The organism is Chromobacterium fluminis (genome assembly GCF_011602385.1).
In the GTDB taxonomy this organism is placed as follows: domain Bacteria; phylum Pseudomonadota; class Gammaproteobacteria; order Burkholderiales; family Chromobacteriaceae; genus Chromobacterium; species Chromobacterium fluminis.
Genome location: NZ_JAAOMA010000001.1, coordinates 251,661 through 264,461, shown reverse-complemented (window position 1 = coordinate 264,461; position 12,801 = coordinate 251,661). Strand labels below are relative to the sequence as shown.

Below are 12,801 nucleotides of genomic sequence, written 5' to 3'. Positions count from 1 at the left end.
TTAGTACGTACTCCTAGTGGGCGATCTGTTCGCCCTTGGGTTTGCCGCAGGCCTCAGCCCGCGGCGAGATTTGCAGATACAGCGACAGGCTGCTTTGCTGGGGCACCACGCCGCTGCTCTGGCCGTAAGGTGTGGCGCGTTGGGGCCAGCTGCCCACCAGTTCCGGCTGAGCGCCGATCAGGGTCTGGGCGCTGACCACGCGTTTACCGTCCTGGTCGCTCCAGCTGGCGTTGGCACTCAGCAGCGGCTTGTGTTGGGCGCGCGCCGCGGCGATGGTGCCGCCAACGCTGAGCAGGGCGTCGCCCACCTCGCGCTGGCCGGAGAAGGCGCCCTTGGCGTCCACGCACATCGGCAGCCGCAGCAGTTCCGCGCCGTCGCGGCGCAGCGTGGCCACCACTTCCGGCGGCAGCGCCGGTTTGGGCGGTAGCGGAGTGGCGGCCCAGGCGGGCAGACAGCCCAGCCACAATGCAATCCATTTGCGCATGCATCGATCTCCTCAGAAGGGTTTGACCACCACCAGGATCACCACCGCCAGCAATACCAGCACCGGCAGTTCGTTGAACACGCGGAACCAGCGGTGGCCGCGGCGGTTGGTTTTGGCGGCGAAGTCGCGGTAGAGCTTGCCGCACCAGCCGTGATAGCCGACCAACAGCAAGACCAGGGTCAGCTTGGCGTGCAGCCAGCCGCCGCCTATGCCGAAGCCCAGCCACAGCCCGAGGCCGGTGGCCAGCGCCAGAACGCCCAACGGGGTCATGAAGCGGTACAGCTTGCGCGCCATCAGCAGCAGGCGTTGATATTCGGCGTCTTGTTCCGCCAGCGCCAGATTGACGTAGAGGCGAGGCAAGTAGAACAGCCCGGCGAACCAGGACACCACGAAAAAAACGTGGAAGGCTTTGAGGTAAAGGTAGCTCACGATGTCCTTGTCATTGGGGCGGGGGCCGCCGCGGACCGATGCGCGGCGCGGGGCAGGGCTTGGCCGGCGGCGTTCACGCCGAGGCCTCGTAGCGTTGTCTGACGGCCTTGGGCAGCTTGGCCAGCACCAGCCGGCGCGCGTCGGCGATGCCGGCGTGCAGTTGTTCCAGGTTCAAGGCTTCCAGCGACGCCACTTCTATCCAGCGCGCCCGCGCCAGATACGGCGCCGGCCGCACGCCGGGCAGGCCGCTGAGGACCAGAAAATCGTCGGCGGCCACTTTGTACATCACGTTGTCCTCGTGGAACAGGGCGAACATCTTGCGTTCCAGGCTGAGCACGCGCCGGGTTTCCCACTTGATGTCGAACTCGGCGCCCGGCAAAGCGCGGGCCTGGGCCAGCAGCGCGTCCACGTCTTCTTTGCGCAAGGCCATGTTCAGGCTTTCTTAGCCGCCTGGTACAGCGGCATCACTTGCGGGATGCGCTGTTGCAGGTCGCGGATGCGGGTGGGGCCGGACGGGTGGGTGGACAGGAATTCCGCGCCGCCGCTATTGCCGGCCGCCATCATCTTGTTCCAGACATTCACCGCGGCGTTGGGGTCGTAGCCGGCGCGCGCCATCAATTCCAGGCCCATGATGTCGGCTTCGGATTCCATGGTACGGCTGTTGGGCTTTGACAGCGCCACGTCGGCGGCCATCGAGGCCATGTCCATCTGGTTCTGTTTGAGGCCGGCGACAGCGCCCACCAGCGACAGGCCCACTTGCTGCGCGTAAGCCTGGCTCATGCTTTCGCGCGAGTGCTCGCGCAGCGCGTGCGAGATTTCGTGGCCGATGACGGCGGCCAGTTCGGCGTCGCTCAGCTTGAGCTTGGTGATCAGGCCGGAGTAGACCATGATCTTGCCGCCGGCCATCGCGTAGGCGTTGGGCTCGTCATTGCGCGTCACATTGACTTCCCATCGCCATTTGGCGGCGTCGGGGCGGAACACCGGCGCCTGAGCGATCAGGCGCTGGGAGATCTTGCGCACCCGCGCCGTCATCGCCGCGTCGGCGTTGAGCTGGCCGGCGGCGCGCGCCTTGCCCAATTGCTGGGCGTAGGACTTGGCCGACATCTGCTCCACTTCCTGGCTGGACAGCAGCATGGTTTGGCCGCGGCTGACGCCGACGGCGCCGCCCTGGGTGGTGTTGACCTGGGCACAGCCGGCGAGGGCGGCTGCGGCCAGCAGGCCGGCCAGGGTTTTGCTCCAGAAACTTTTCATTGCGGTATGGCCTCTTGAGCGCCAGGCGTCGCCTGACAGGCGAGCGGCGGCGCGGCGGGATATCGCGGCGGGCGCGGGTTGCGCCGGCTCAGATTTCCACCATTTCGAAATCGTCCTTGCGCGCGTCGCAGTCCGGGCAGGTCCAGTTGGGCGGAATGTCTTCCCACTTGGTGCCCGGCGGGATACCATCCTCCGGACGGCCGGCTTCCTCATCGTAGATAAAGCCGCAAATCAGACACATCCAAGTACGCATCGCATCACCTTGTGCTCGAGTAAAACAGTTATTCTAAGAGTGGTCCGCGACACTGACAATGCGCCCGCCGGCCGCTCCGACCCTATACAGAACGAAGAGGTTTCAGTCTTGACCACTCAGCCCACTCCTCCCGTGGTCCTCACCCTGGCGGGCTCGGACCCTTCCGGCGGCGCTGGCATCCAGGCCGACATTCTGACGCTGGCCAGCCTGGGATGCCACCCTTTGTCGGTGATCACCGCGATCACGGTGCAGGATACCGTCGGCATCAATGACTTTATGGTGCTGGACGCGGACTGGGTCAATGACCAGGCGCGTTTTCTGATGGAAGACATCCCGGTCACCGCTTTCAAGATAGGCATGCTGGGCAGTGTGGAGAACGTGGCGGTGGTGGCGCAGCTGATTGCCGACTACCCTGACATCCCGGTGGTGTTGGATCCGGTGCTGGCCAGCGGCGGCGGCCACGAGCTGGCCGACGAGGACTTGATCGCGGCGATGCGCGACATGTTGATTCCGCAGGTGTCCATCCTGACGCCCAACAGCATTGAAGTGCGGCGCATCGCCAGCAATGACGCCGACGAGGACGAGGACCTGACGCTGGAGCAGTGCGCGCAACGCATCCTGGCGCTGGGCTGCCCGCATTTGCTGATCACCGGCACTCACGAAAACACCAAGGAAGTGGTCAACCAGCTGTACGGGCCCGGCGGCCTGGTGCGCTCCGACACCTGGGAACGCTTGCCCGGCAGTTATCATGGTTCCGGCTGCACGCTGGCCTCGGCCATCGCCGGCATGTTGGCCACCGGCCTGTTGTTGCCGGAAGCGGTGAGGGAGGCGCAGGAATACACCTACCAGGCCTTGTTGAACGGTTTTCGGCCCGGCATGGGCCAGTTCTTGCCGGACCGCATGTTCTGGGCGCGCGGCGACGACGAGGACGACGATGCCGGCCAGGCTTAAGGGGCTGTACGCGATCACGCCGGACACCGAGGACAGCGCGCGGCTGCTGAGCCTGGCGCAGGCGGCGGCGCCGCACATCGACATCCTGCAATACCGCAACAAGAGCGAGGACGCGGTTTTGCGTCTGGAGCAGGCGCAGGCGCTGGCAGAACTGTGTCGGCGTCACGACGTGGTTTTCATCGTTAACGACGACGTGGAGCTGGCGGCGCGCGTCGGGGCGGACGGCGTGCATCTGGGCCGCGACGACGCCGCCCTGAGCGCGGCGCGGCGGCGGCTGGGCGCCGGCGCGCTGATAGGCGCGTCTTGCTACGACAGCCTGGAGCGGGCGCGACGGGCGGCGGAGGCCGGCGCCAGCTACCTCGCCTTCGGCGCGGTGTTTCCGTCCGGCACCAAGCCGGACGCGGCGCGCGCGGGGCTGGGCCTGTTTTCCGAGGCGCGCAGCTTGGGCGCGCCCCTGGTGGCGATAGGCGGCATCCATGCCGGCAACGCCGGACAGGCGCTGGCGGCCGGCGCGGACGCGATCGCGGTGATAGGTGGCGTGTTCGGCGCGGCGGATCCGGCCGGAGCGGCTCTGGAACTGGCGGAAATATGCCGCCGGGGCGGCCGCTGAAAGCAAAACCGCCGCGCAGGGCGCGGCGGTTGGAGGATGCTCGGGTTCGGGTTTGGCGTCTGTTCGCGGTCTTAGACCTGGCTGGGCCGCGAACTGCCGTCGATCAAGGCCTTGCTGACCTCGCCGGGCTTGATGATGCCGTGTTCCACGCTGTAGGCCAGCAGCTCCAACAGGTAGTCGTGACGGAAAATCAACGATCCTTCCCATTCGCTGCCTTGCTCGCCCTGGATGGCGGGCAGGGTGATGATCACGCGTTCGCCGTCTATCGTGTCCAGCGCGAAGGCCTCCACGTTTCTGGCGATTCCCGATAAGGATCTTGCAGAATGCTTGCCATAATTCAAGGCGCGTATGCTCATTGCTGACTCCTGTCGCATCATGGTTTCTCTTTGGCCCGCGTTGATCCTGAAATGGCCGCCGCGACTGTTCCCTGGCGTCGCGTTGCCGGCGCGGCCTTTGAGGCGGCGCGCATGGCGGAAGGCGAGATTTGCGTTGCGCAGGGGGCCTGGCGGCGTTTCAAGTATTTTTTTGTCGAGTGGCCGGCATCTTGATATTGCGCCGCAGCGTCGCGCTTGAGGGCGCGAGCCGGCGGGATGCGTCAGCCGCTCAGGTTTGCCGCGTGATTGGAGCGGCGATGCCGGCGTGGGATGGCAGTCCGGTCGCACGGTTTACCGCTCCAGGCTCAGAGCATAGCGTTTTTATGCCTATGGGGTAACTCCAGAAAAATGGAGAACGCCCAGTCGGGTATCACAATTGTTTGGAGCCGATCAGCCGGCTGAAAAGCGAGGTCGGCATTTTTCGGTGCATGCCGGCGGCAATCAGCGCGTCGCATAATTCAGCGCGTCGCTGAGTGGGCAAGCCCAGTTTTTCGCAAATATAGTTCTTGCTCTTGATAATCGAATCCGCCACCCGTGTTTTGGGCTTGGGCCGATATTTGTTCATGAAGTCGGCAATTTGCTTGAAGTCCCAGTTCAACAACATCAGGAAGCAGACTTCCTGTTCGTACTCCGTCAATTCCACATCAAGCAGTTTCAATTCGCCTTGCACTTGTTCTATGCTGCAGCCGGCGCCAAATTCCAAAATGTAATTGGGCATCAGGTTGATGAAGTTGGCGATTTCAATTTCATGGGCGTAATAGATGGTGCCCAGGATGGAGCGCGTCGCTTCGTGTTTGAGCAGATGCTTGGAAAACACCCGCGCCTTGAGGCCGTCCCCGTATTCATGCACGTTGAGGATGGAGACTTTGCGTGCCGGGTCGCAGGTCCGCATCAGCGCCAAATCTTCCTGCACGTAGCAATCGGCGAACTGGGCGGTGCCTTCGCAGGGCATTTCCTTGTCCAAACGGTCCACCACGTCGTCTCCGCGTTTGAGCGCCACGATTCTGGCGTAGGCGTCGCTGGACGCCAGATGACGGGAGTTGGCGTCTTTGGCGCCGACGATCATGTCGGTCTGATCGGAGATCTGGGAGACGGATTGGCGGAACTGAGCCACGAATTCGCTTTGCTCTTCGGAGAAGCGTTCAGGGGAGACGAGCTGATAGTCCATAGTGTGCGCCTGGTGCGGAGGTTGGTCATGTCGGGGTGCGCTGTCTTGGCCTCGCTGTCGCGTCGGCCGCTGTCCAATATTTGCTGCGCGCCGGCGAGATGCTTGGAATGGCGTTGAAACCGGTTTTGGAACGCGGCGCGCTGTATGCGCGCGCGTTTCCATGTGGCAACGCCTTGTCTCGCTCTTGTTCGCTAAGCTTTGAACAGGCTCTAAGCTGGGCACTTATAGATTTTTTGTTTCGATAGTGTCAATGCGAATGGCCGTTTGGCCTTGATTAACTGTACTAAAGGATTAAGGCGCACGGAGAAGGCGCATAAGGCGCGCAGGTTTGAAATAATAGCTCGCTTTTAATGTTTGTTTTGTCCGCTATTACGGTTTGTTAGGAATATCATGAAGGTGATTGATTGGAAGTTGGAGCTTGAAAATGGCGTTTACGACAAGAGCGTGGGCATCAAGATCCTGAAATTGGCCGGCGATGCCGGTTTTAGCACTTATTTAACCGAAATCGCTCCCGGCGTGGCGATCAATGGACATTATCATCGCCATGGCGACGAGCATTACCATATCGTCAGCGGCCGCGGCGAGATGAGACTGGTGGATGTGGCTACCGGAGCGGCGCGGACCCAGGCCGTGGCGGAGCAGAGTTCCTTCGTGGTGCCGGCCAATACCCAGCATCAACTCAGCAATACCGGCGCCGCGCCGCTGGTGTTGATGTTCAGCTGTCCGGCCAGTCATCTGGCGGAGGATCGCCACTTTCTGTAGCCGCGTCGAAGCGGAACAGCTCGGCGGGGGTGTCGTGGGTGATGCGCCGGCGGCGCTCCCTATCGGGCAGCCACTGTTCCAGCAGTTCCAAGGTGCGGGCGTAGCGGATGGAGCCGAACTGAGTATGCGGCCAATCGCTGCCCCATAGCAGCCGCCCCGGCCCCAGCGCGCTGTCCAGCAGCGGCAGCGCGGCGCGGGCGATGTCCTCGCCGCGGCCGGCCAGGCCGTTGCGGTAGGCCGCGGAGATTTTGACCCAGATGCGGCCGCTGGCCGCGCCGGCGTCCAGCATGCGCCGGAAGCCGGGGTCGTCCACGCCCAGCGCCGGGTGCGGACGGCCGAAGTGATCGATGACCACCTTGACCCCGGCGTCCAGCAATGGCGGCAGCAAGGTGGGCCAATCCTGCGCCGCGCGATGCACCTCCACTTGCCAGTCCAGGTTGGCGGCATGCGCCAGACAGCGGCGCCACGCCGGTGAATTCAGATCCGGCAGCGGCCGGCCAATCAAGTTCAGCCGCAGGCCGACGACGCCGGCGTCGTCCATGGCGCGCATGGCCGGCAGCGGGCATTCCGGCGCTATCACAGCGATGCCGCGCAGCCGACCCTCGCTCTCGCGGAGGCCCTGCAACAGATAACGGTTGTCGTTGCCCAGAAAACTAGGTTGCACCAGCACGCCGCCGGCTATGCCGAACTGGTCCAGTTGCGCCAGATAGGCCTGCAAGGGTGCGTCCCGGTACGGCTTGTAGCGCAGCGGGGCGGCGCCGATCTGTCGGCGCAGGAAGATATGGGCGTGTCCGTCTATCATCGGCGCCGGGTTCAGCCGCAGGCCTGACAGGCGGCGTCGCGCGCCGCGCCCAGGTCCAGCGCCGCGTCGATGTCGGCGGCGTTCAGCACTTTGTGCCGGATGCTGTGGGACAGGAGGGCGAGCAGGTAGTCGCGCCGGAAAATCGGCGAGCCCTCCCATTCGCTGCCGGCTGTGCCCAGGATGATGGGCGAGGTGATGATGACTCGCTCTCCCTGGATGGTGTCCAGGGCGAACTCGTCATCGGTGATCTGGTTGGCGATTTCGTCTAATGCCATGGTGACCTCACAATTTCAATGAAATGGCGCGTCTGCCGTTCAGGCCGAAGCGCGGGCGTTGCGGGGTTCCGGCCCGCGCGGGTCCGGCTGCGCGTCGTTCAGCGGCTTGCCCTTGGTTTCCGGCAGGCAGAACACGGCCAGCGCGACGATGGAATAAGCTATCGCGGCGCTGACGCCGATGGAGGCGCCCAGGGTCCAGTCGTCGCTCAGGTAACCGACCAGCAAGGGAAAGCCGGCGGACAGGATGCGGCCGAAGTTGTAGCAAAAGCCCACGCCGGCGCCGCGCATGCCGCTGGGGTAGAGCTCGTTGAACAGCGCGCCCAGGCTGGAGGGAATGCCGGCGGCGAAGAAGCCCAGCGGAAAGCCCAGGAACAGCATCAGCGGATTGCTCAGCGGCGCGAACACGTAGATCAGCACCGTGGCCACGCAACAGACGGAGAACAGCAGCAGGTTGAGGCGGCGGCCGATGCGGTCCAGCAGGTAGGCGCTGGCCATGCAGCCGCACCAGAAGGCGACGATGATCACCGCCAGATAGCCGCTGGTGCCGAGAATGGACAGGTGGCGCTCGGTCTTGAGGAACATCGGCAGCCAGGTCATCAGCGCGGCGTAGCCGCCGTGTGCGCCGACGCCGATCAAAGAGCCGATCAGGGTCATGCGCAGCACGTCGGGTTTGAAAATATCCAGCAAGGGCACCGTGGGCGCGGCCTGGCGTTCGCGGCGCGGCGGCTCCGGGATGTGGCGGCGGATATAGATGATGAAGAAGGCCGGCAGGATGCCGATGCCGAACATCACGCGCCAGGCGATCTCCGCCGGGAACAGCAGGAAGATCGTCGAGTACAGCAGCACCGAAGCGCCCCAGCCCACCGCCCAGGCACTTTGCACCGAGGCCATCGCCTTGCCGCGGTGTTCCGGCCGAATGATCTCCGCCATCAAGACCGCGCCGGCGGCCCACTCGCCGCCGAAGCCGAAGCCCTGCAGCGCCTTGAACACCAGCAATTGTTCGTAGCTTTGGGCGAAGCCGGACAGCAGGGTAAACAGCGAGAACCAGATAATGGTGATTTGCAGCGCCAGCACCCGGCCGACGCGGTCCGACACCGCGCCCATGATCCAGCCGCCCAGCGCCGACGCCACCAGGGTCACGCTGCCTATCATCCCGGCTTCAGCCTTGCTCAGGCTGAAGGCGGCGATCAGTGCCGGAATGGCCAGGCTGAACATTTGCACGTCCAGCGCGTCCAGCGCCCAGCCGCCGAAACAGCCCCAGAAGGTTTTGCGTTCACCCGGCGAGACCTGCTTATACCAATGCAACATGATGCTGCCCTTTATGGTTCTTGCTTGTTGTCGATGCGCCGCCTCGCGCCGCTGCCATGGCGCGGGCGGCGCGGAATCAGCGGATGTCCGCCTGGTAGCGGAATTTGTCGGCGCGGCCGCGCACGCTGCGCCATTCCAGCGGGCTGCCGTCGTAAGCCTTGGCCAGGCGTTCCAGCACGATGGCCGGGGTGCCGGGAGCGAGTTGAAGCAGTTCGGCATGAGGCGGGGCGATGGCTTCCGCGGTCAGGGTTTCGCGCGCGGAGGCCACTACCTGGTGGCAGCAATCCTCGTACAGCGGGTACAGCAGATCGCCGAAGCTGGGCAAGGGGATGGCCAGCAGGGCCTGGAATCGCGTTGCCGGCAGCCATATCGATTCGGCCAGCAAGGGCTCGCGGTCCAGATAGCGCAAGCGGGTCAGGTGGATGGCTTGCCCGCCAGGCGAAAGTTGCAGGCTGTCGGCGATGGCCGGCGGCGGCGTCAGTTGCTCGCGGTGCAGGATCTTTGCTTCAGGGATGCGGTAATTGCCCGCCGCGTCGTGAAAGCGGAAAAAGCGCAGCAGCGAGGATTGGAAGTTGGCCGGCTTGATGAAGGTGCCTTTGCCTTGGCGGCGTTCCACCATCTCGTCGGCCACCAATTGATCCACCGCTTTGCGGATGGTGCCGATGGAGGTGTGGAAGCGTCCCACCAGCTCCGCTTCGGTGGGGATGGCCTCGCCGGGTTTCCACACCCGGTTGGCGATGTCGCGCGCCAAAGCGTCGCGCACTTGCTGGTACAGGGGCAGGCGAAGGTCCGCCTGACGCATGTCGGTCATATGGTCATATATATGAATTAATTTGATGGCCGCAACGATGACAAATTAATGAACGCCAAACAAGAGCTAAAACGTTTTATCAGGGCAAATCTGTACTAAAGGACGGTGTTTTGCGCGGAAAAGCGCGGGCGGGAGCGGCGGGGACGGCAAACAGACCCGGCGGTGCCGGGCCTGAGGGCCTGTTTACGACAGTCCGGCGGTCATGTCTTTACGGCATGGCCGGCCGGCGAGAGGGCGGGTGGAAATCAGATGCTGGCGGCGAGGCGCGAGCCTTGATCAATCGCCCGTTTGGCGTCCAGTTCTGCCGCCACGTCGGCGCCGCCTATCAGGTGCACGCTTTTGCCGGCGGCCTGCAAGGGCGCCTGCAGTTCGCGCAGCGGATCCTGGCCGGCGCAGATGATCACATTGTCCACCGGCAGCAGTTGGGCTTCGCCTTTGACCGTGATGTGCAAGCCGGCGTCGTCTATTTTGTCGTAGTTGACGCCGGACAGCATGCGCACCCGCTTCATCTGCAGGCTAGCGCGGTGAATCCAGCCGGTGGTCTTGCCCAGCCCTTCGCCCACCTTGCTGGTTTTGCGCTGCAACAGGTACACCTCGCGCGGGCTGGGGTGCGGCTGCGGTCCTTGAGGGCTGAGGCCGCCCGGATGCTCCACCGCCATGTCCACGCCCCATTCGCGCATGAAGGCGGCGGTGTCCAGCGAGCTGGACTTGCCCTCGTGGGTCAGGAATTCCGCGGTGTCGAAGCCGATGCCGCCGGCGCCGATGATGGCGACGCGCTTGCCCACCGGTTTGCCGTGCTTGAGCACGTCCAGGTAGTTGAGCACTTTGGGGTGGTTCACGCCGGGAATCTCCGGCGTGCGCGGGGCGATGCCTGTGGCCAGCACCACCTCGTCAAAACCGGCGAGATCCGCCGCCGCCACGCGGGTGTTCAGCCGCTGTTCCACCCCGGTCTGCTCCAGCTTGCGCTTGAAGTAACGCAGGGTTTCGTAGAACTCTTCCTTGCCGGGGATGCGCTTGGCCACATTGAACTGGCCGCCGATTTCCGCCGCGGCGTCGAACAGCGTCACTTGATGGCCGCGCTCCGCCGCCACGGTGGCGAAGGCCAGGCCGGCCGGACCGGCGCCGACGACCGCCAGTTTTTTGGCCTGAGGGGTTTTCTCGTAGTTCAGCTCGGTTTCGCGGCAGGCGCGCGGATTGACCAGGCAGCTGGTCAGCTTGCCCTGGAAGATGTGGTCCAGACAGGCTTGGTTGCAGCCGATACAGGTGTTGATTTCGTCGCCGCGGCCGGCGGCGGCCTTGTTGACGAAGTCCGGGTCCGCCAGGAAGGGGCGCGCCATCGACACCATATCGGCACAGCCGCCGGCCAGGATCTCCTCGGCCACTTCCGGCGTGTTGATGCGGTTGGTGGTGATCAGTGGAATCTTCACCTTGCCCATCAGCTTCTTGGTGACCCAGGCGAAGCCGCCGCGCGGCACCATGGTGGCGATGGTGGGCACCCGCGCCTCGTGCCAGCCGATGCCGGTGTTGATCAGCGTGGCGCCGGCCTTTTCGATCTTGCCGGCCAATTGCGCCACCTCGTCCCAGGAGCTGCCGTCCTGCACCAGGTCCAGCATGGACAGCCGGTAGATGATGATGAAATCGCTGCCCACCGCGGCGCGCACCGCTTTCACGGTTTCAATGGCGAAGCGGATGCGGTTTTCAAAGCTTCCGCCCCAGTCGTCGTCGCGCTTATTGGTGGCGCGGGCGATGAACTGGTTGATCAGATAGCCTTCCGAGCCCATTACTTCCACGCCGTCGTAACCGGCCTGCTGCGCCAGCCGCGCGCAGCGGGCGAAGTCGGCGATGGTTTGCCAGACGTCGGCGTCGGACAGCTCGCGCGGCTTGTAGAAGTTGATCGGTGCGATCAGCGGCGAGGCGGACACGCATTTTTCCTGGAAGCTGTAGCGGCCGGAGTGCAGGATTTGCAGCGCGATCTTGCCGCCGGCGGCGTGCACCGCGTCGGTAACCAGCTTGTGGTGAGGGACCTCGGCTTCGTCGGCCAGCATCGAGGCGCCCTCGGCGACACAGCCTTCCGGATTTGGGCCGACGCCGCCGGTAACGATCAGACCCACGCCGCCGCGGGCGCGCTCCGCGTAAAAGGCCGCCATTTTCTCAAAGCCTTGCGGGGCTTCTTCCAGGCCGGTGTGCATCGAGCCCATCAGCACGCGGTTTTTCAGCGTGGTGAAGCCCAGGTCCAGCGGAGCCAGCAGGTGCGGGTATGCCGTCATGTTTTCGTCCTCGTGTAGATTTCTCGCGCAGATCATTGTGGCCGCGGCCGCCGTCCGACGCCAGCGCGGCGGGCAAGTGTTTGATTGCTTGGACTTGCCAGTGTTGGCGTTGAAGATACTTACTAGTAAGTAAGGTGTCAATCGACGCGATGGACAGTTGAGGGTATATAGGGGAAGCGCCAAATGAAAACGCCGCCGGGACAAACCGGGCGGCGTTGCTTGCAAGTAGCGGTAACGCTTACTTGAAGTTGTACTTGATCGAGTAGATCACAGCGTTCTGGTAAGCCTTGGAACCCAGTTTCTGATCAGCGTAACGGTATTGGATGCCGGTGGTGATCGCTTTGACCGGGGTCCACCACAATGCCAGCGCGCCGTTCTGACCGGTTTTGCGGATGTACGGATTGGTGAACTTGTCCTGACGGTTCAGCTCGGTCTCATGCCATTGAGTAATCATCAAGTCTTGGCCGAAGGCTTGGAACGGGTACATCATGACGTAGCCGGCCATGTAACCGTTGTAGCCGGAACCGATGCCGAAGGAGTCCAGTTCGTTGTGCACGCCGATGAACGGCTTGATGGTCAGGTTGCCGAAGCTCAGGCTGGTGCCCAAGCCCAGAACGCGGTTTTGGGTGAAGAACTCGTTGCCGCGGGTGTCGTAAACGTGGCCGTACAGTTGAACCGGAACATTGCCGATCTGGGTCATGTTGTAGCGGGCAACCACCTTGGTGGTGTAGCGACGGTCCTTGGTGCCGGTGCCGTTGTTGCCTTTGCCCGGGTTTTCCAGGTCGAAGAAGCCGTACAGTTCGCCCCAGTTGCCACCCATGCCGCCTTCGGCTTCGAGATAGCCGAAATCGCGCTTGCCCGATTGCTCGGTGGTGCGGTTAGACCAATCCAGCCAGTTTGCGCTGACATTGCCGAAAGAGTAATCACCGGCTTGCGCCACGGTACAGCCGCCCACCAGAGCCAGGGCCAGCAGCAGATTGCGAGTTTTCATTGTTTCACCAGAATATTGTGCGTGTAGCGTGTAGCGTGTAGTGCGCGCGGACAGACCTGTCGGCG

Annotated in this window: 16 protein-coding genes; 3 read left to right on the top strand and 13 right to left on the bottom strand. The window is 63.7% G+C overall.

Annotation, left to right across the window (positions count from 1 at the left end):
- Positions 1-13: 13 nt before the first annotated feature.
- From HA052_RS01260 to HA052_RS01240, 5 genes are all read right to left on the bottom strand, one after another.
- Entirely contained in the window at positions 14-484 is a 471-nt protein-coding gene (locus HA052_RS01260) for a hypothetical protein (RefSeq protein ID WP_166450474.1), read from the bottom strand.
- A 12-nt stretch (positions 485-496) separates the two neighbouring features.
- Entirely contained in the window at positions 497-913 is a 417-nt protein-coding gene (locus tag HA052_RS01255) for a CopD family protein (protein WP_081548653.1), read from the bottom strand.
- Positions 914-986: 73 nt separating this feature from the next.
- A complete protein-coding gene (locus HA052_RS01250) occupies positions 987-1,343 on the bottom strand; it encodes an MmcQ/YjbR family DNA-binding protein (RefSeq protein WP_166450473.1) in 357 nt (118 codons plus the stop codon).
- 2 nt (positions 1,344-1,345) lie between these two features.
- Positions 1,346-2,164 carry a M48 family metallopeptidase gene (locus HA052_RS01245; protein ID WP_166450472.1) on the bottom strand — a complete coding sequence of 273 codons (819 nt, stop codon included), beginning with the start codon at positions 2,162-2,164 and terminating at the stop codon, positions 1,346-1,348.
- An 88-nt stretch (positions 2,165-2,252) separates the two neighbouring features.
- The gene (locus tag HA052_RS01240; RefSeq protein ID WP_039756174.1) at positions 2,253-2,417 is read right to left on the bottom strand and encodes a rubredoxin; all 165 of its coding nucleotides are present in this window, start codon (positions 2,415-2,417) and stop codon (positions 2,253-2,255) included.
- A 108-nt stretch (positions 2,418-2,525) separates the two neighbouring features.
- Between HA052_RS01240 and thiD the strand changes: the two genes are divergently transcribed.
- Both thiD and thiE read left to right on the top strand, forming a co-directional pair.
- Positions 2,526-3,368 (top strand): bifunctional hydroxymethylpyrimidine kinase/phosphomethylpyrimidine kinase, encoded by an 843-nt coding sequence (thiD, locus tag HA052_RS01235; RefSeq protein WP_166450471.1) that lies wholly within the window; start codon positions 2,526-2,528, stop codon positions 3,366-3,368.
- The gene (gene thiE, locus HA052_RS01230; protein ID WP_166450470.1) at positions 3,352-3,978 is read left to right on the top strand and encodes a thiamine phosphate synthase; all 627 of its coding nucleotides are present in this window, start codon (positions 3,352-3,354) and stop codon (positions 3,976-3,978) included. The genes thiD and thiE overlap by 17 nt, the downstream gene beginning before the upstream one ends.
- Before the next feature lie 71 nt (positions 3,979-4,049).
- On the opposite strand, the gene HA052_RS01225 is transcribed toward thiE, so the two are convergent.
- Positions 4,050-4,334, bottom strand: coding sequence for a hypothetical protein (locus HA052_RS01225; protein WP_146176757.1), 285 nt, complete (start codon positions 4,332-4,334; stop codon positions 4,050-4,052).
- A 388-nt stretch (positions 4,335-4,722) separates the two neighbouring features.
- On the bottom strand, positions 4,723-5,520 hold the full coding sequence (locus tag HA052_RS01220; protein WP_166450469.1) for a hypothetical protein: 798 nt from the start codon (positions 5,518-5,520) through the stop codon (positions 4,723-4,725).
- Between the two features lie 390 nt (positions 5,521-5,910).
- On the opposite strand from HA052_RS01220, the gene HA052_RS01215 reads away from it, so the two are divergent.
- Positions 5,911-6,282, top strand: coding sequence for a cupin domain-containing protein (locus HA052_RS01215; RefSeq protein WP_081548639.1), 372 nt, complete (start codon positions 5,911-5,913; stop codon positions 6,280-6,282).
- Here the strand turns inward: HA052_RS01215 and HA052_RS01210 are convergent.
- From HA052_RS01210 to HA052_RS01185, 6 genes are all read right to left on the bottom strand, one after another.
- On the bottom strand, positions 6,236-7,084 hold the full coding sequence (locus tag HA052_RS01210) for an amidohydrolase family protein (RefSeq protein WP_166450305.1): 849 nt from the start codon (positions 7,082-7,084) through the stop codon (positions 6,236-6,238). The two genes, HA052_RS01215 and HA052_RS01210, sit on opposite strands and share 47 nt — an antisense overlap.
- An 11-nt stretch (positions 7,085-7,095) precedes the next feature.
- Entirely contained in the window at positions 7,096-7,359 is a 264-nt protein-coding gene (locus HA052_RS01205) for a hypothetical protein (protein WP_019103090.1), read from the bottom strand.
- A gap of 39 nt (positions 7,360-7,398) precedes the next feature.
- Positions 7,399-8,667, bottom strand: coding sequence for an MFS transporter (locus HA052_RS01200; RefSeq protein WP_166450468.1), 1,269 nt, complete (start codon positions 8,665-8,667; stop codon positions 7,399-7,401).
- Between the two features lie 76 nt (positions 8,668-8,743).
- Entirely contained in the window at positions 8,744-9,478 is a 735-nt protein-coding gene (locus HA052_RS01195; RefSeq protein WP_196783821.1) for a GntR family transcriptional regulator, read from the bottom strand.
- Between the two features lie 245 nt (positions 9,479-9,723).
- A complete protein-coding gene (locus HA052_RS01190) occupies positions 9,724-11,745 on the bottom strand; it encodes an NADPH-dependent 2,4-dienoyl-CoA reductase (protein WP_166450467.1) in 2,022 nt (673 codons plus the stop codon).
- A 238-nt stretch (positions 11,746-11,983) separates the two neighbouring features.
- Positions 11,984-12,736: an outer membrane protein OmpK gene (locus HA052_RS01185; protein WP_081548629.1), complete on the bottom strand. Its 753-nt coding sequence runs from the start codon at positions 12,734-12,736 to the stop codon at positions 11,984-11,986.
- Positions 12,737-12,801: the final 65 nt, after the last annotated feature.